General features: G+C 72.0%; 17 protein-coding genes. 10 read left to right on the top strand and 7 right to left on the bottom strand.

Annotation, left to right across the window (positions count from 1 at the left end; translation table 11 throughout):
• Position 1 precedes the first annotated feature (1 nt).
• The gene (locus HG542_RS09585; protein WP_171079746.1) at positions 2-439 is read right to left on the bottom strand and encodes a helix-turn-helix domain-containing protein; all 438 of its coding nucleotides are present in this window, start codon (positions 437-439) and stop codon (positions 2-4) included.
• 99 nt (positions 440-538) lie between these two features.
• On the opposite strand from HG542_RS09585, the gene HG542_RS09580 reads away from it, so the two are divergent.
• The 4 genes from HG542_RS09580 to HG542_RS09565 all read left to right on the top strand — a co-directional run bounded on the left by HG542_RS09580 (position 539) and on the right by HG542_RS09565 (position 4,850).
• Positions 539-1,303 (top strand): ABC transporter ATP-binding protein, encoded by a 765-nt coding sequence (locus HG542_RS09580; protein WP_171079744.1) that lies wholly within the window; start codon positions 539-541, stop codon positions 1,301-1,303.
• Positions 1,300-2,037 (top strand): ABC transporter permease, encoded by a 738-nt coding sequence (locus HG542_RS09575; protein ID WP_171079682.1) that lies wholly within the window; start codon positions 1,300-1,302, stop codon positions 2,035-2,037. The genes HG542_RS09580 and HG542_RS09575 overlap by 4 nt, the downstream gene beginning before the upstream one ends.
• Before the next feature lie 98 nt (positions 2,038-2,135).
• Positions 2,136-3,755, top strand: coding sequence for a M48 family metalloprotease (locus HG542_RS09570; RefSeq protein WP_171079681.1), 1,620 nt, complete (start codon positions 2,136-2,138; stop codon positions 3,753-3,755).
• Between the two features lie 36 nt (positions 3,756-3,791).
• Positions 3,792-4,850 (top strand): hypothetical protein, encoded by a 1,059-nt coding sequence (locus HG542_RS09565; protein WP_229922586.1) that lies wholly within the window; start codon positions 3,792-3,794, stop codon positions 4,848-4,850.
• A 50-nt stretch (positions 4,851-4,900) separates the two neighbouring features.
• Here HG542_RS09565 and HG542_RS09560 read toward each other — a convergent pair whose 3' ends face one another.
• Positions 4,901-6,160: a S53 family peptidase gene (locus HG542_RS09560; RefSeq protein WP_171079680.1), complete on the bottom strand. Its 1,260-nt coding sequence runs from the start codon at positions 6,158-6,160 to the stop codon at positions 4,901-4,903.
• A gap of 361 nt (positions 6,161-6,521) precedes the next feature.
• On the opposite strand from HG542_RS09560, the gene HG542_RS09555 reads away from it, so the two are divergent.
• Entirely contained in the window at positions 6,522-7,592 is a 1,071-nt protein-coding gene (locus HG542_RS09555; protein WP_171079679.1) for a mechanosensitive ion channel family protein, read from the top strand.
• Here HG542_RS09555 and HG542_RS09550 read toward each other — a convergent pair.
• Positions 7,555-9,117 carry a serine/threonine-protein kinase gene (locus tag HG542_RS09550; RefSeq protein WP_171079678.1) on the bottom strand — a complete coding sequence of 521 codons (1,563 nt, stop codon included), beginning with the start codon at positions 9,115-9,117 and terminating at the stop codon, positions 7,555-7,557. The two genes, HG542_RS09555 and HG542_RS09550, sit on opposite strands and share 38 nt — an antisense overlap.
• A 228-nt stretch (positions 9,118-9,345) precedes the next feature.
• Between HG542_RS09550 and HG542_RS09545 the strand changes: the two genes are divergently transcribed.
• From HG542_RS09545 to HG542_RS09535, 3 genes are read left to right on the top strand one after another with little or no spacing between them, the layout of a single operon-like run.
• Positions 9,346-9,789 carry a hypothetical protein gene (locus tag HG542_RS09545; protein WP_171079677.1) on the top strand — a complete coding sequence of 148 codons (444 nt, stop codon included), beginning with the start codon at positions 9,346-9,348 and terminating at the stop codon, positions 9,787-9,789.
• Positions 9,786-10,157, top strand: coding sequence for a hypothetical protein (locus HG542_RS09540; RefSeq protein WP_171079676.1), 372 nt, complete (start codon positions 9,786-9,788; stop codon positions 10,155-10,157). The genes HG542_RS09545 and HG542_RS09540 overlap by 4 nt, the downstream gene beginning before the upstream one ends.
• Before the next feature lie 35 nt (positions 10,158-10,192).
• Complete coding sequence (locus HG542_RS09535; RefSeq protein ID WP_171079675.1) at positions 10,193-10,546, top strand: hypothetical protein; 354 nt, start codon at positions 10,193-10,195, stop codon at positions 10,544-10,546.
• A gap of 236 nt (positions 10,547-10,782) precedes the next feature.
• Here the strand turns inward: HG542_RS09535 and HG542_RS09530 are convergent, their stop codons facing one another.
• From HG542_RS09530 to HG542_RS09515, 4 genes are all read right to left on the bottom strand, one after another.
• On the bottom strand, positions 10,783-11,706 hold the full coding sequence (locus HG542_RS09530) for an RNA polymerase sigma-70 factor (protein ID WP_171079674.1): 924 nt from the start codon (positions 11,704-11,706) through the stop codon (positions 10,783-10,785).
• A 147-nt stretch (positions 11,707-11,853) separates the two neighbouring features.
• A complete protein-coding gene (locus tag HG542_RS09525; RefSeq protein ID WP_171079673.1) occupies positions 11,854-12,330 on the bottom strand; it encodes a carboxymuconolactone decarboxylase family protein in 477 nt (158 codons plus the stop codon).
• A 173-nt stretch (positions 12,331-12,503) separates the two neighbouring features.
• Positions 12,504-12,749 (bottom strand): DUF3761 domain-containing protein, encoded by a 246-nt coding sequence (locus HG542_RS09520; RefSeq protein WP_229922585.1) that lies wholly within the window; start codon positions 12,747-12,749, stop codon positions 12,504-12,506.
• A gap of 552 nt (positions 12,750-13,301) precedes the next feature.
• Positions 13,302-14,348, bottom strand: coding sequence for an aminotransferase class V-fold PLP-dependent enzyme (locus HG542_RS09515; RefSeq protein ID WP_171079671.1), 1,047 nt, complete (start codon positions 14,346-14,348; stop codon positions 13,302-13,304).
• 96 nt (positions 14,349-14,444) lie between these two features.
• Between HG542_RS09515 and HG542_RS09510 the strand changes: the two genes are divergently transcribed.
• Positions 14,445-15,986 carry an MFS transporter gene (locus tag HG542_RS09510; protein ID WP_308699100.1) on the top strand — a complete coding sequence of 514 codons (1,542 nt, stop codon included), beginning with the start codon at positions 14,445-14,447 and terminating at the stop codon, positions 15,984-15,986.
• Positions 15,983-16,621: a TetR/AcrR family transcriptional regulator gene (locus HG542_RS09505; RefSeq protein WP_171079670.1), complete on the top strand. Its 639-nt coding sequence runs from the start codon at positions 15,983-15,985 to the stop codon at positions 16,619-16,621. Before HG542_RS09510 ends, HG542_RS09505 begins: the two co-directional genes overlap by 4 nt.
• Positions 16,622-16,638 lie beyond the last annotated feature (17 nt).

Below are 16,638 nucleotides of genomic sequence, written 5' to 3'. Positions count from 1 at the left end.
GCTACGAGGCGGCGGCGGATTCCGCTTCTCCGATCCTGACCGGTTCGCCGTTCCTGCGCGGCCGCGTGAAGATCTTGGCCACGCACGCCGGGATCGCGGCAGCCTCCTCATGGCCGCGGGCCCGGTAGGCGCTGGGGCTCTCGCCGACCAGCTCGGTGAAGCGGGAGCTGAACGACCCGAGCGAGGTGCAGCCGACGGCGAAGCAGACCTCCGTCACGCTCAGATCGCCCCGCCGCAGCAGCGCCTTCGCCCGCTCGACGCGGCGGGTCATCAGATAGCTGTAGGGCGTCTCCCCGAAGGCGGCGCGGAAGCTGCGCGAGAAGTGGCCGGGCGACATGAGGGCGATGTCCGCCAGCGCCGGGACGTCCAGCGGCTGCGCGTAGTCGCGGTCCATCGTGTCCCGGGCGCGGCGCAGCCGCACCAGATCCTCCAGGTTCATGCGCTCCAGCATCGCACGGCGGCGCCGGCCCGCCTCCGGGACCGGAAGCCATGGCCCGCGCTTGACGGGCCGGGCACCCAGCAGGAAACTCATCGCGTGATGAATTATGGCGTGGGGTCCGCCCCCGCGATCCGTGCCGCGGGCCTGACGGTCGTCCGCGGCGGCCGCACCGTCCTGCACGGCCTCGATCTCGACGTCCCCCGCGGCTCGGTCACCGGGCTGCTCGGCCCCAGCGGCTGCGGCAAGACCACGCTGCTCCGCTCGATCGTCGGCGTGCAGCGCGTGGCCGGGGGACGGGTGGAGGTGCTCGGCAGCCCGGCCGGAAGCGCTGCGCTGCGCGACCGGGTCGGCTACGTCACCCAGGCGCCTTCCGTCTACGGCGACCTCAGCGTCACCGAGAACCTGCGCTATTTCGCAGCCGTCCTCGGCGCACCGCCCTCCGACCCTGGCCGCGTGATCGCCCAAGTCGGCCTCACCGCCCACGCGCACGCCCTCGTCGCCCGGCTCTCCGGCGGCCAGCGGGCCCGCGTCTCGCTGGCCGCGGCCCTGCTCGGAACCCCCGAACTGCTCGTCCTGGACGAGCCCACGGTCGGCCTGGACCCGGTCCTCCGGCAGGACCTCTGGCAGCTCTTCCGGCAACTCGCCGACGGGGGCGCCGCCCTGCTGGTCTCCAGTCACGTCATGGACGAGGCCACCCGCTGCGACCGCCTCCTGCTGATGCGCGACGGACGGCTGCTCGCCGCCGGCACCCCCGCGGAACTGCTGCGCAGGACCGGGGCGTCCGACATCGACAGCGCCTTCCTCGCCCTCGTCGCCCAGGACCCGGACGCGACCGCCGCCCTCCCCACCGGAGACCCCTCGTGAACACCACCCGCACCCTCGCCACCGCCCGCCGGGTCCTGGCCCAGCTCCGGCACGACCCGCGCACGATCGCGATGCTGCTCGTGGTGCCCTGCGTGCTGCTCGCCCTGCTCCGCTACATGTTCGACCAGCAGCCCCAGCTCTTCGACCGCGTCGGCGCGGCGCTGCTGGGCATCTTCCCGCTGCTGGTGATGTTTCTGGTGACCTCGGTCGCGATGCTGCGCGAGCGCACCACCGGCACGCTGGAGCGGCTGCTCACCATGCCCCTGGGCCGGCTCGACCTGCTGCTCGGGTACGCCCTCGCCTTCGGCGCGGTCGCCCTCGTGCAGGCGGTTCTCGCCTCGGCGCTGACCCTCGGGCTGCTGGGGCTGAAGGTGGCGGGCCCCGCCTGGCTGCTCTTCGCGGTGGCGGTCGGCGACGGCCTGCTGGGCATGGCGCTCGGCCTGCTGGTCTCCGCGTTCGCGGCCACCGAGTTCCAGGCGGTCCAGTTCCTGCCCGCCGTGATCCTGCCGCAGTTGCTGCTGTGCGGGCTCTTCGTGCCGCGCGCGAACATGGCGGCCGTGCTGCGCTGGATCTCGGACGTCCTGCCGCTCTCGTACGCGGTCGATGCGATGAGCAGGCTGACCGTCGCCACCGGCGTGGACGCCCTGCTGGTACGGGACTTGGCCGTCATCGCGGGCGCCGCCCTGCTCGCGCTGGCGCTCGGCGCGGCCACGCTCCGCCGCCGCACGGCCTGAACCGGACCGTACGGCACGTAAAATAACAACAGGCCGACCTAAAGGGCGCGTAAAATCCCCTCATCCTGATTTTTCTCGATGTGGGGGTACTCCGCCCTGTGGGCACTTCTCTGCGCGCCCTGCGTGCGCTTGTGCTGCTGGCCGGCTTCTATCTGCTCGCGCTTGTCGTGCTCGGCGTGTTCGTCGGCGTCGACGTGGCGGCGTGGATGCGGGCGCCGGCCGTTGCAGCGATCAAAATAACCGCGGTCACCGTCGTGCTCGGACTCCCCGTGCTGAAGGGCGTCTTCGCGCTCGGCGCGTCCAAAGGCGGGGAGGAGCACGGGCTCCCGGTGACCGAGGGCCGGCAGCCCGAACTGTGGCGCGCCGTACGGTCCCTGGCCGAGCGGTCGGGCACCCGGGCGCCGGACGAGATCGTACTGACCGGTGACGTCAACGCGGCCGTCTCCGAGGACACCCGGATGCTGGGCCTGCTGCCCGGCCGGCGCCGCCTGTACCTCGGCGTACCGCTGCTGACGGGCCTGACCGAGCCGCAGTTGCACGCCGTCGTCGCACACGAACTCGGCCACTACGGCAACGCGGACACCCGCGTCGCCGGCATCACACGGCGCGGCCGCGACGCCGTGCAGCGGACGGTGGAGGCCTTCCAGGAGCGCGAGCAGAGGGCCGTCGAGGACGAACGCTCGCGGCAGGAGCGGGCGGCCGCCAAGCGTCTGCGCAAGGGCAAGAAGCCCCGCAAGGTCAACACCGGTGGCGCGGGCTTCGGTTACCGGATGACGGCCAAGCCGTTCCAGGCGTACGCACGCTTCTACCTGCGCGCCACGCACAGCGTCGGCCGGCAGCAGGAGCTCGCCGCCGACCTGCTGGCGGTCCGGGTCGCGGGCCGGGACGCCACGGCCTCGGCCCTGCGGGCGACCGCGGCCCTCGACGCCGCGCACGACCACTACATGGAGCGGTACGCCACGCTGGGCGTCCCGGCGGGCGTGCTCCCGCCGCACGGCGAGGTCTTCGGCGGCCTGCGGCACCTGCTCGCCGACCCGCACCGCCAGGCCGACCTGGCCGAACTGCGCGGCGAGTTGCCGCCCGACGAGCTCTCCCCCTACGACTCGCACCCGCCGGTGGCCGAGCGCGTACGGCTCATCGAGGAGCTCCCGGACGACGGCATGGCGGCGGCACCGGCGCGCCCCGCACTGGAGCTGCTGCGCGACCCCGAGCGGGTGCTGGTGGAGCTGGAGGGCGCGGTCCTCACCCCGGAGGCGCTGGCCCTGGAGCGGGTGGAATGGCCGGAGTTGACGCACCGGGCCGTCCACACGCTCGTACAGAAGGCCGCGCAGCCGCTGCGCTCGGCGATCTCGGAGGCCGGACTGGCGGCAGGGCTTGCCGCGGACGACCTGAACGCCCTGCTGGACGCCGCCGACGCCGGCCGGCTGTGGCAGGTCGCCGGTCACCTGCCCAAGTCGCCGGAGGCGGCGCAGGCGACGGGCCGGGCCGCGCGCGAGTTCCTGCGGCCCGCACTGGAGGCCGGCGTGACCCGGCTCGCGGAACTGGCCCTGGTGGAACGGGCCGGGGCGCGCTGGGAGCTGTCCTGGTCCGCGCCCGCCCGGCTGGTGCTGCCGGGGGCCGGGGACGTGGACGTGGCGGACGCGCTGGCGGCGGCGGTGCGGAGTGCCGTCGCGGACCTCCCGGACACGCTGCCGCTGCGCACGCTCCTCACCGACTGAATCCGAAATCCCCGACAACCGTAGAAAACCGTACCTGTGAGAATTTTCCCCATCCTCGTCCTCGCCGCCATGCTCTTCTTCTGGCTGCGGAACCGGCGGCGCGCCGCGAAACTCGCGCGCGAAGCGGCCGTCGCCGGCGCGGACCTGCTGCCGCCGGAGCGCCAGAACACGGACCGGGCCGCCGCGGACCCCGAGGCGGACGCCATGAACGCGGCCCTCGCCCAGGGCACATGGGAGCCCGCCGCCCGGGCCCTCGCCGCCGCGGGCACGGACTGGGAGCGCCGCTCCTGCCTGGTCGGAGCCGCGGCCGCACGGGCGGTCGAGGACGACACCTGGCTGCAGGCCTGGCGGGCCGCGCACCCCGACGACCCGGACGCCGCCGTGATCCATGCGACCGCGAAGGTGTGGGTCGCCTGGGAGATCCGTGGCGGGCGCTGGGCCGAGGACACCACCGCCGAGCAGTTCGCGGGCTTCCACCGCGTCCTGCGCGAGGCCCGCGAGGACTTCGAGCGGGCCGCGTCCCTGGCCCGTCCCGAGGACCCCACCCCGTACCTGCTGCAGATCCCGCTGTACATGGGCCTGGGTGCCCCGCACGACGCCCTGCACGAGCTGTGGGCCGAGGTCACGTCCCGTGCCCCGTACCACTACGAGGCGCACTGGCGCGCCCTCAATTACTGGTACGCCAAGTGGCACGGCTCCGAAGAGCTCTCCCGCGACTTCGCGGCCCGGGCCGCTGCAACGGCGCCCCCCGGCAGCCTGCTCACCATGTTCCCGCTCCTCAACTGGTACGAGACCCACGACGACAAGGCGCCCGCCGAGGCCTACGGCTGGCCGGAGGTCACCGCTCTCGTCGACGCCGCCCTGGCCGACGTGGCGGCGGCCCGCCCCGACCATCCGCGGCTGGCCGAAGTCCGGCACCTGCTCGCGTACTTCCTCACCAAGGCAGGCCGCCACGAGGCGGCCCTGATCCAGTTCCGGCTGGTGGACGGCCATGTGGGCGCCGTGCCGTGGAGTCACTACAAGAACCCGGCGAAGGTGTTCTGCGCCTACCGCGACAAGGCGCTCAAGGGGGCGCTGGGAGCGGGGCGTTCCTGAAGTGCTTGCGGTGGCCCGCCGTGCGAATCCGCACGGCGGGCACGGTCGTGTCAACCGGTGAAGGCGGCCAGGCCGTTGGGCGTCCCCAGCCCGGTCGGGCCGTCGAAGCCGGGCCCGGCGGTGCACAGGTAGGAGGGGGAGCACGTGGTGGTCGAGCCGCTGGTCACGTCGTTGAGCGAGCCCGTGTGCGCGTAGGGGAACGAGGACGGGTACAAACCGGCGGACGGGGTGCCGGCGTCCGCGTACACGCTCGCGATGATCGGCGAAGCGGCGCTGGTGCCGCCGTAGACGCTCCAGCCGGAGCCGCCGTAGGTCTGGTACACGGCGACACCGGTGGCGGGGTCGGCGACGGCGGCGACGTCGGCGACCGTGCGCTGTGCGCAGCCGCCGTCCGTCTGCCAGGCCGGCTTGGTGTCGTAGGCCGAGCAGCCGGAGCCGGTGCCCTCGGTGGAGCTGGTGTTCCAGACGCTCTCGTTCCAGCCGCGGCTGCTGGAGTCGCGCTTGAGGGAGGTGCCGCCCACTGCGGTGACGTACTGCGAGGCTGCCGGGTACTCGACGCCGTAGCCGCTGTCCCCGGAGGACGCGGTGATGACCACGCCGGGGTGGTTGTAGTAGCTCTCGTCGTAGGAGGCGTCCGAGGCCGACTCCGGGCCGCCGTAGCTGTTGGAGACGTACTGCGCGCCGAGCCGGACGGCGGTGTTGACCGCCGTGCCCAGGTCGGCCGTGCTCGCGGTCTTTGCCTCGACGAGGATGATGTGGGCGTTGGGCGCGATCGCGGAGACCATGTCGAGGTCGAGGGAGATCTCGCCGGCCCAGCCCGTGCTGTTGCGCGGGTAGCTGGTGCCGCCGTGCTCGTCGGTCTTCCGGAAGCACCCGTTGGCCGTGGTGCAGGCGGGCAGCCCGTACTGGCTGCGGTAGGTGGCCAGGTCCGACTCGGCGTTGGGGTCGTTGTAGGCGTCGACGATGGCGATCGTCTGCCCGCTGCCGCCGCCGGCCGGCAGGTTGTAGGCGCTGAGCAGGTCGGCGGGACCGTAGCCGGAGGGAGTGGCGTCGGCGGTGACGCCGAGCGGCTTGACGTGCTGGCGTGCGTTGGTCACGCGCAGGGCGTTGCAGGCCATGGCGCCCGGGGTGGTGGCCTGCGCGCAGGAGCGGACCCACGCGGCGCCGTGCGAGGAACCGGTTGCGGCCTGTGCCTCGGCCGGGGCCGAGGCCATCAGGCCGGAGAGGCCGAGCGCGGCGGTTCCGAGGACGGCGAGGACGGTGCGGCGGGGGGCACGGGATCTGTGGCGTGCCGATATGCGGTCGCTCAAGGTGCTTCCTCCTGAGGCGGATCGACCCGGTGGGCGGGTTGCGCAGACCGTAGTTTTGTCGGTGGACGGTCAACAAGGGGAAGGGGCGGATCCTGGGGAATCCTTGATCTGTTCATGGCGATCACGAGGGGTGCCGGCGCTGCGTCCGCCGGCAGGGCCCCTGCGTCCCGACCCCCGGCCGGCGTGGTGCAGGATGATCATCCGCGCGCCGGCCCGCCCCCGTGGCCCGGCGCGATCGTGATCTCTGGGACAGGCAGGTGGAAGTGACGCACCATTACCTCGACGACCGCGGTTGCAGACCCGGGCTCCGAGCGGCGGGCAGCCGTTCCGCTCGGCGCGGCATACGGGCAGGGGGAGGCCGGTGAACCGGACCCTGACGCTGCACGACGCCGTCGTCGCCGGCATCGCGGTGGCCGCGGGGCTGGCCGCGGCGCTCGTCCTGCGGGTGATCCTGCGCTGGCTCGCCGAACGGGCCCGCAGGACGCGGTGGAACGGGGACGACATCATCGTGGACCTGCTGCGCACGTCCGTGCCGTGGGCCGCGGTGGCGGCCGGTGTCGCGGCGGGTGCTGCGGCTCTGCCGCTGAACCGGGCCGTCGGACACACCGTCAATCAGGTGCTGGAAGTCGTCGTGATCTTCACGGTGACCCTCACCGTGGCCCGCGTCGTCGGCGGGCTGGTGCACTCCGTGGCACAGTCCCGCTCGGGCGTGGCGGGATCGGCCACGATATTCGTCAACATCACGCGGATCGCGGTGCTGGCGATGGGCTTCCTCATCGTCCTGCAGACGCTCGGCATATCCATCGCCCCGCTGCTCACCGCCCTGGGTGTGGGCGGTCTGGCCATCGCACTGGCGTTGAAGGACACGCTGGCCAACCTCTTCGCCGGAGTGCACATCCTCGTGTCGAAGACCGTCCAGCCCGGCGACTACATCCGCCTCAGCAGCGGTGAAGAGGGCTACGTCGTCGACATCAACTGGCGCAACACCGTGGTGGAGCAGCTGGCGAAGAACCTCGTCATCATCCCCAACGGCAAGCTCGCCGGCACGAATATGATCAACTTCAGCCGGCCCGAGCAGAAGCTGTCCGTCACCGTTCAGGTGGGCGTCGCCTACGACAGCGACCTCGAAGAGGTCGAGCGCATCACCATCGAGGTCGCCGAAGGCGTGATGAAGGACGTCACCGGCGCCGTCCCCGACCATGAACCGGCCGTCCGCTTCCACACCTTCGGGGACTCGCGGATCGGCTTCACGGTGATCCTCGGTGTGGGCGAGTTCAGCGACAAGTACCGCATCAAGCACGAGTTCATCAAGCGCCTGCACCAGCGCTACCGCGCCGAGGGCATCCGCGTTCCCGCACCGGAGCGGACCGTTTCGCTGGTGCCGCCGGTCCCTGTCAGCAGGGCGGAGCAGACGGCCCGTTCTGGCGTGTGAGGTTGTCGTCCGACATCCAGCCCGAGGTGTTCGTGCCGGCCACGCGGACCCAGGTCCACGTATTGCCATAGGCGTTGACGACGGAGCAGTGGTACCAGAGCTTCGTGCCGGATTTGGCCAGGGTCACGGACGGACACATCTGGTACGGCCCGGTCTGTATGTGGCTGCTGACGGCCATGAAGCCGTAGGTGCCCGGCTTGGGGTCCGCGTGACTCCAGCCGGTGCAACTCGTCGACACCGGGCTCGGCTTCGCCGTCTGCGGGTTCTGTGTGTTCTGCGCGTTCTGCGAGGGCGACGCGGACGGGGCCGCGCTGCTCGCCGCCGGGCCGGGCTGCTGCGAAGGGGCGGCGGACGGCGGGGCCGATGCCCGGCCGCCGCTGGGGGAGGGGGACGCGCCTCCGTGACGCACCGCGTGCAGCGCGTCGGCTCCGGAACCGTCGTGCCCGCCCGTCAGGGCGTAGGTGACGCCGCCGCCGGCGAGCACGACGGCGGCGGTCGAGGCCGCGATCACGACACGGGTGCGCCGCCGGTTGCGGCCGGCGGCCGCGGGTCCGGGGTCCGCGGCGGGCGGGGGGCCGAAGCCGGGGGCGGGCGCGGGGGTCGAGAGGGCGGTGGGGGTGCGGGGAACGCCGGGGACCGGGGCCGATGGGGTAGGGCTCGTCGCCCTGCCCGCAGCGACCTCCTCCAGCATCCGCCGCGCCTGATCGGCGGTGGGCCGCTGCTCCGGCTCCTTCGCCGTCAGCGCCTGCAGCACCGGCGCGAGCGGCCCGGCCCGGCGGGGCTCGGGCAGCGGCTCCTGGACGATCGCCGTCAGCGTGGACCACACGGACGTGCGGCGGAACGGCGAAGCGCCCTCCACGGCCGCGTACAGCGTCATGCCGAGCGACCAGATGTCGGACGCGGGACCGGGCTCCCTGCCCCGCGCCCGCTCCGGCGGCAGGTAGTCGAGGGAGCCGACGATCTCGCCGCTGCGCGTCAGCTTGGCCATGGCGTCGTCGTCGCCGGAGGCGTCCATGGCGGCGATGCCGAAATCGGTCAGCACGACCCTGCCGCCGCGCTCCAGCAGCACGTTGCCGGGCTTGACGTCCCGGTGCAGCACACCGGCCCGGTGCGCGGCGTCGAGCGCGTCCATCAGCTTCGCGCCGATGGCCGCGGCCTCGTGCGGCTCCAGCGTGCCGCGCTCGGCGAGCACGTCGTCGAGCGAGGGGCCGTCGACGAGCTCCATCACGATGACCGGCAGGCCCTGTTCCTCGGCCACGTCGTGCACGGTGACCACACCGCTGTGCCGGATCCGGGCAGCGGCCTGCGCCTCCCGCTGCATGCGGGCCCGCAGATCGGCCAGTTCGGGCGCGGAGGCGTCGGTGTAGGCCCGCAGCACCTTGACGGCGACTTCGCGGTTGAGCAGCTCGTCCACCGCCCGGGCGACCACACCCATACCGCCGCGCCCGATCGTCGCGGTCACCCGGTAACGCCCACCGAGCACCTGCCCGACCAGCTCCCCGCCGTTGGCCTCCCCCGCTGTCACCGCATGCTCCGTTCCTCGCCCTCGTCCCAGCCCTCGTCGCGTCGCGACGTGGCGCGCACCAGGGTAGGCGTTCCGCTTCGGAGCACTCACCCCGCCCGGTGCCGCGGGTCCCGGTTGCCGGCCATTCACCCGATCGGGTACTTAGTCCGCCGATATGTCCAGCGATAGCGTGACTACATGTCGTGGAGGGGCTTATGGAGCCCTATCTACTTCTTAAGGGGGGAAGACATGCGCTTTTCATCCTTCAAGCGGACGGCGCCCGTGATGGTGGCCTGCCTCGCGGTATTGACGGCGACCCAGGCTTCCGGGCACGCGGCCGAGGCGAGAGCGGCGTCGACGACGGCCCGGAGCGCGGCGATGCGCCAGGAGAAGAACTACCAGGTCGAGGTGGACAACTTCTCCAGCCAGGCCTTCGACGAGATCGCCCTGGCCTTCACGCGCAACAGCACACCCGTCACTCAGATCCTCCACCAGTTCAATGTGCCGGCCTCCAGTGTGGTCATCTTCGACCTCGGCCCGTGCTCCGACGTCAAGCAGTACGCGGTGAGCGGTCTCGTGGGCGGGGAACGCAAGTTCACCACCGGCGACGTCGACGCCGATCCCGTCGGCTGCGACGACATCGTCACCATCCGGGACACGGGCGCACTCGCGATGCACCGGAACGCCCGATGAGGCGCGCGGCCGAGGCGGTTTGCGCCGCCGCGCTGGCACTCGCCGCGGCGGTCGCAACGGCCCCGCAGGCTTCGGCTGCCCACCAGGCCGAAGCAGCGCAGAACTACAGGGTGGATGTCGTCAACCACTCGGGTTTCGGCCTGGACGAGGTCGATCTCGCCGTCGCGCGTTTCAGCGACCCGGTCATCCGGCTGCAAAACCAGCGCCACGTGGTGTCAGGAGCCACCGCGAGCTTCGACCTCGGTTCCTGTTCCGACGTCCGGAAGTTCGCGGCCAGCGCCTTCATCGGCAACCGCGAGGTTCTCCACACCGGAGACATCGACCCCAGCCCGAACTGCCACACCGAAATCGAGATCACGCACACGTGAGCGCGGTGAGAAGGGAGGACTCCGTGAGGCGCCGCATGAGCGTTCTGTTCGCACTGCCTGTGGCAGCGTTGTTCACCGCCACGTCGGGCGGAGCCCCGGCATACGCGGCCAACGGCCACTTCATCTACGAGAACTCGGTCAGCAGAACGGGAGAGATGCTCAACCCGCCCTCGGGGAAGTGCATCAAATTCCCCTATGCGGTCGTCAGGGTCACCAACGCGACCAATCAAAAAGCCCACTTGTTCCAGGACGACAAGTGCAACACGACGGAAATCGCCGCGGTGGCGGCCGATCCGGGAACCGGTAGGGGGACGGCGTGGAGCAAGCCTGACGGAGCCCCTGCCGCACTGGCGGTGAGGTTCGACTGCGACCTTGTCGCCTGCTCCTGAACGGCACCGTTCCGAAGACCGGCCGTCGAAGGCCACGACATGCGGCCCGACATATGTGGTCGGGCCGCACTCGGCGTCCTGTGCACCTGAACGGCTGGAGGCTCACGTAGCGGACGTGCGGGCCGCCGAAGTGGCCTCGCACGATGTGTGGTTGACGCCGGCCGGCGACGGCCCTTCACCGGCCGAGGCCGCCCTGCGGGTGCCGATGAGAGGTCGGCCCGCTCCCGCTCCCGGGGTCAGTTCGAGCGCCGCCGGGCCTGCTTCAGCTCGCGGTCGACGGCCCAGGCGTCGGCAACCGGGCCGATGTGGCCGAGCTTGTCGGGATTGATGACGGCGCGGATGGTCTGGATCTGCCCGTCGAGCACATCGAGGGCCAGGGTGTGGAGCACCTTGCCGTCCCGGTCGCGGAAGATCGCGCCGGGCTGGCCGTTCACCTCGTGCGGCTCGTACGTCACGTCGATCCGGATGAGCCAGGGGAAGACCGTGCCCAGTACCCGGGCCACGTTCTCCGCGCCCACGAGGGCCTTGGCCAGTTGCGGGGCCTTGCCGCCGCCGTCACCGACGAACTGCACGTCGGTGGCCAGCAGTTCCTGCAGCCCGCCCACGTCGCCGTCCTTCAGCGCGTCGAAGAACCGCGTGGCCAGCTCCTGCCGCTCCTGCCGATCCGCCTCGAACCGTGGCCGCCCGGCCTCCATGTGCCGCCGCGCGCGCACGAGCAGCTGCCGGCATGCCGCCTCCGAACGCCCCACCGCCGCGGCGATCTCGTCGAATCCGAAGGCGAACACCTCCCGCATCACGAACACCGCCCGCTCCAGCGGGCTGAGCCGCTCCAGCAGCAGCAGCGCCGCCACCGACACCGAGTCGGCCAGCTCTGCCGACCGCGCCGGATTCTGGTACGGATCGCTCAGCAGCGGCTCGGGGAACCACGGGCCCACGTACTCCTCGCGCCGGACCCGCGCGGAGCGCAGCACGTCGATCGAGATCCGCGTCACCGTGGCCGACAGAAAGGCCTTGGTCGACGTGGGCTCGGTCGCCGAGGCGTCGAAGCGCAGCCACGTCTCCTGCACCGCGTCCTCGGCCTCACCCACACTGCTCAGAATCCGATAGGCGATCGAAAACAGCAGCGGCCGCAGCTCCTCGAACTCCTCGACCTTGCTCACGCCGAATCCCCTCCCCCTGAACCCCTCCCACCCGGCCGCGCGCGCCGGACAGGTACCTTCTGATGATCATCAGGGAGGCCGGCAGGCCAGGGCAACGCCTACCAGCTCGGGGCCCGCAGCGGGACCCGAGCCGTTTGCTGACGTCGTTCAGTGAAACTGTCCGGGTACGTAGTCACCGGCCGGCTGCTGGGTGACGGCGTTCATCCGGTTCGCCATGTTCATGAAGGAGATGTGGAGCACCAGGGCGGTGAGCTGCTCCTCGTCGAAGTGCTTGGCGGCATTCGCCCACACCTCGTCGGTGACCCGGATCGCGGCCCCGTCCGTCATCCGGGTCGTCTGCTCGGCCAGCTCCAGCGCGGCGCGCTCGGCCTCGGTGTAGACCGTGGCCTCCCGCCACGCCGCCACCAGGTTCAACCGCACCGAGGTCTCACCGGCAGCTGCGGCCTCCTTGGTGTGCATGTCGAGGCAGACGGCGCAGCCGTTGATCTGGCTCACGCGCAGCGCCACCAGCTCCTGCGTCGCGGCCGGCAGTGGCGAGTCCTTGATCACCTTGCCCGCCGCCATGATGTGCTTCAGGGCCTTGCCGACGGTCGGGCCGGCGAAGAAGTTCAGCCGCGCGTCCATGGTGTTGCTCCTCGGTGCTCGTCAGTGGCTACACCCTCTGGGACGAGACAGCCCGATTCCCTGTGACACGCACGAATGTGACCCGCGTCTCCCGGCCGGGCGTCGAACCGCACCGCCCACGCCGAAACCCGCGGATTCTTCCACAGACGTCAGCGTCGACCACGCTTGCGCGGTTACTTGTACCAGTAGCGAACTCCCCGGTGATGGGAGCAGGTTCCGCTGAAGCGTGCGCTGTACGAGTACGTCTTGTCCTTGCACTGGGCGGTGGCTCCGCGGGGGTGCCGACTGTTGGCCTTGCAGACACCGGTGGTGTGGTGGGCGCAGCTTGCCGCCTGGGCGGTTGTTGCCGTGATGGTCGAGGTCAGCAGCAGTCCGGCCGTGACCAGGCCGGCCGTGGCGATGCGCATTCTGATGGGCATGGCGGTCGTCCTCCTGTGAACGTGGTTCGAGGGAGCGAGCATGGCGCGTTGATTTTGCCGAACGGGTCCGATCGGATTGCCGGTTACCGGGCCGGTACGCATGAGACCGCACCGTGACCGAGTGTGCGAATCGGGAGCATGACTCGGTCTGCGCCTCCGAACTCGATCGCCCGCATTGCGCCCGCGGAGCCGTCCCTTCCGGCGGAGCGGCTCGACGTCGCCCCGTGATCTATACGCCGGGCATCGCCGCAACACGCGCAAGGTCGCTTGTCAAACGCACAGCTGCCGCAGCTCGTCGCTTCCCTCCACGGGGCCGGTGAACAAGTCCAAGGCCTCGTCCGCCAAGGCGGGGGCCGTGTTCGAGTTCTTCCGCCGGGAAACGGTGCACGCAGTCGAGCAGCAAGTCCGCCGAATCCGGGGGAAGTTCTTCCCACTGCGGCACGTAGGGAATTCCGTCCCCGGCTGCTCGGCTCGGTCGCAGCGGTACATCGGCGAGCTGCTCGCCGATGAGCTGTGCTGTCTGCCCGGCTCGGGGGAGCGGGCTGTGATGGATCACCGACAGGGGCGCGTGCGGCGCGGCCGGAGTGCGTCCAGCACCCGCTCCACGTCGTCGACGGTGTTGTAGAGGTGGAACCCCAGCCGCGCCTTGCCCGCCCGTGTGCTCGCGGTCACCCCCGCGGCCGCCAGCCCGTCCGCATCGGCGTCCAGGGCCACGATCGCGCTGCCCCGCGCGGGCAGGCCGAGCCGGGTGAGGAGCGTGTCGGCCAGGGCCGCGCAGTGGGAGTGGACGGCGGCCAGGTCCAGCGAGGCCAGGTAGGGGAGTGCGGCGGCCGCGCCCAGGTGGGCGAGCCAGACCGGGGCGAGGTCCAGGCGGCGTGATCCCTTCGCCAGGCGCAGGGGCATGCCGTAGACGGTCTGCATGGGCTCTTCGCCCGCGTACCAGCCGGCGTTGACCGGAATGACGCGCTCGAGCGCCCGTGGGTGCACCGCCATCCAGGCGGCCCCGCGCGGGGACAGCAGCCACTTGTACCCGGCGGCGACGACCCAGTCCGCCCAGTCCAGCCGGAGCGGCGTCCAGCCGGCGGCCTGCGTGACGTCCAACACCACCGGAACGCCGCTGCGTTCACGCGCCTCGCGCAGCGCGTCGAGGTCCACGCGTGCGCCGTCCGCGGACTGCACGACGCTCACGGCGGCCACATCGTGGCCGGGGAGCGCTGCCGGCAGCTCGGCCAGGTGCACCTCGGTCACCGTGACGCCGCGGTGCGCCTGGGCCGCGAACGGGAAGGTGGTGCTGGTGAACTCCCCTTCGGCCACCAGCACCTTGGCCCCGTCGGGCAGACCCGCCGCCACCGGGGCCAGCAGCTGGGACACGGCCGTGCCCACGGCCACGCGCCCGATCGGGACACCGATGAGGTCGGCGTAGCCCTGCCGCGACAAGGCCACCGCCTCGTCGAAGTCGTCCGGCGTATCGGCCCCGCGCCGCCACCGGTCCACCCCGGCCGCCACCGCATCGGCGGCCACGCCCGGCGGAATGCCGATGCTCGGCGTGTTCAAGTACCCCTGGGGAACATCGAATTCCGCTCCGAAGGCGTCACGCATGTCTTCATTTTTATCAAGGGTGGTCGGGGTATGGGTCGCCCCGCTCCTATGTCATCATGCGATGACATCGCTCGATGACATGAACTGGGGGCAACCGTGGAGTCCGGGTCCGGATCCGGGGAACAGCGGGGGGCGACGACGCCCCCCTTCACATGGCGGCAGCGGGCGCTCGTGCCCGTACTCGTCTATCTGGGCATGGTCGTGGCCATGGTCAGCAGTCTCGGCGCGCCGCTGGTGCCGCGCATCGCCGTCGTCGACCACGTCTCGCCGGCCACCGCGCAATGGTCGCTGACCATCGCGCTGCTCGTCGGTGCCGTCGCGACCCCGACCATGGGGCGCCTCGGCGACGGGCCCCGGCGCCGGGCCGTGATCCTCGGCGCGGTGGGCGTCGTGCTGGCCGGCAGCGTGCTGGCGGCCCTGCCGCTGGGTTTCGGGGCGCTGCTCACCGGGCGGGCCCTGCAGGGCGTGGGGCTCGGGCTGATACCGCTGGCCATCGCCACCGCGCGCGAGAGCCTGCCCGCCGAGCGGTCGCGGTCGACGGTCGGAGTGCTGTCGATCACCCTGGTCGCCGGAGTCGGCCTCGGCTACCCGGTCACCGGCCTGCTCACCCAACTCTTCGGCCTCCACGCCGGGTTCTGGCTCGCGGCCGTCGTCAGCGCCGTCGCACTGGGCGCCGCCGCGGTCGTCCTGCCGCCCACGCGGCACCTGACACCGCAGCCGCTGGACGTGTTCGGCGCGGTGCTGCTCGGTGTCGCGCTCGCCGGAGTGCTGCTCGTCCTCGGCGAGGGGGAGTCCTGGGGCTGGGTCTCGGCCCGCCTGCTCGGACTGGTCGGCGCGTCGGTGGTCCTGCTGCTGTGGTGGACGGTGCACGAACTGCGCACCCCGCACCCGCTGGTGGACCTGCGGCTGGTCCGGCACCCGGTGGTCCTCACCGCCGATGTGACGGCCGTGATCGCGGGCCTGGGCATGTACGTCCTCATATCCCTGGTGACCCGCTACGCGCAGACCCCGGCCGCGACGGGTTACGGCTTCGGCGCGTCCGTCGTCGTCACCGGCCTGATCCTGCTGCCGTTCTCGGCCGCCAGCGTCGTCTCCAGCAAACTGGCCGGCGTCCTGGCGCGGCGCGTGTCCACCCATGCCGTGCTGCCGGTGGGCTGCACGGTGTCCCTGCTCGCGATGGCCGTCTTCGGCTTCGCGCGCGACAGCCTCTGGGAGCTGTTCCTCGCGATGGGCATCGCCGGACTCGGCGTGGGCTGTACGTTCGCGGCCATGCCCGGCCTCGTCGTCAGCGCGGTCCCGGCGCACGAGACGGGCAGCGCCATCAGCTTCAACCAGGTCCTGCGCTGCGTCGGATACTCCGCGGGCAGCGCGCTGAGCGCGACCGTCCTGGAGGCGCACACCCCCGCGGGCCGGACGCTGCCGTCCGCCGACGGCTACCAGGCCGCCGCGCTGCTGGGATGCGCCGTGTGGCTGGTCACCATCGTGGTCACCGTCGTCCTGCCCGCGCGCTCCCGAGCCGCAACGGTGCATGTGGCGACGGGCGAGAAGAGCGCCGTCGGTGCGGCACCGCACAACGACACCCCCGCGCCCGCGGCCGCCCCGGCGCGGTGCGCACCCGACGACCGGAGGTCCCCATGAGCCCCGAGCAGCAGGCACCGTCCGGGAGCCGGAAGACGCCGCCGGCCGCCGCCCCGCAGCGCCGCCGCGACGCCGGCCGCACCCGCGAGCGGCTGCTCGACGCCGCACAGGAGCTGTTCGCCGAGCGCGGCTTCGACCGCACCACGACCCGCGAGATCGGGGAACGGGCGGGCGCCGACCCGGCGTTGATCGCCCGCTACTTCGGCGGCAAGCCGCAGCTCTACCTCGCGACGCTGCGCGCCATGTCCGACCGGGAGATCCCCGCCGACCTGCTCGACGAGGAGCGGCTGCTCGGCTTCCTGCGCCGGATCACCGACCACGGTCCGGGCCCCGTGACCCGGGCCACCGTGGTGCCGTACAGCGACCCCGTCGTCCAGGAGGCCGCCCGTACCCAGCTGTACGAGCGGCTGGTCGACCCGCTGAGCGAGCACTTCGTCCGGGACGGCGTCCCCGGGGCGCAGTTGCGGGCGGAGCTCGCGGTGGCGGCGCTCACCGGCATCGTCCTCGCCCGCCACGCCGGCGCGCTCACGGAGCTCGCCGCCGCGGATCCCGGCGAACTCCTGGGCCTCGTCCGGGCGTTGCTGGGCGGGGCGGCACGGTCGGCCGGCGACGGAGACGGCGACGAGGCGGTCTGATCCGGTCTGATCCGGTC

The organism is Streptomyces morookaense, from assembly GCF_013030945.1.
Taxonomy (GTDB): domain Bacteria; phylum Actinomycetota; class Actinomycetes; order Streptomycetales; family Streptomycetaceae; genus Streptomyces; species Streptomyces morookaensis.
The sequence above is the reverse complement of the archived record's forward strand: the minus strand, read 5'-3'. Positions and strand labels throughout refer to the sequence as shown.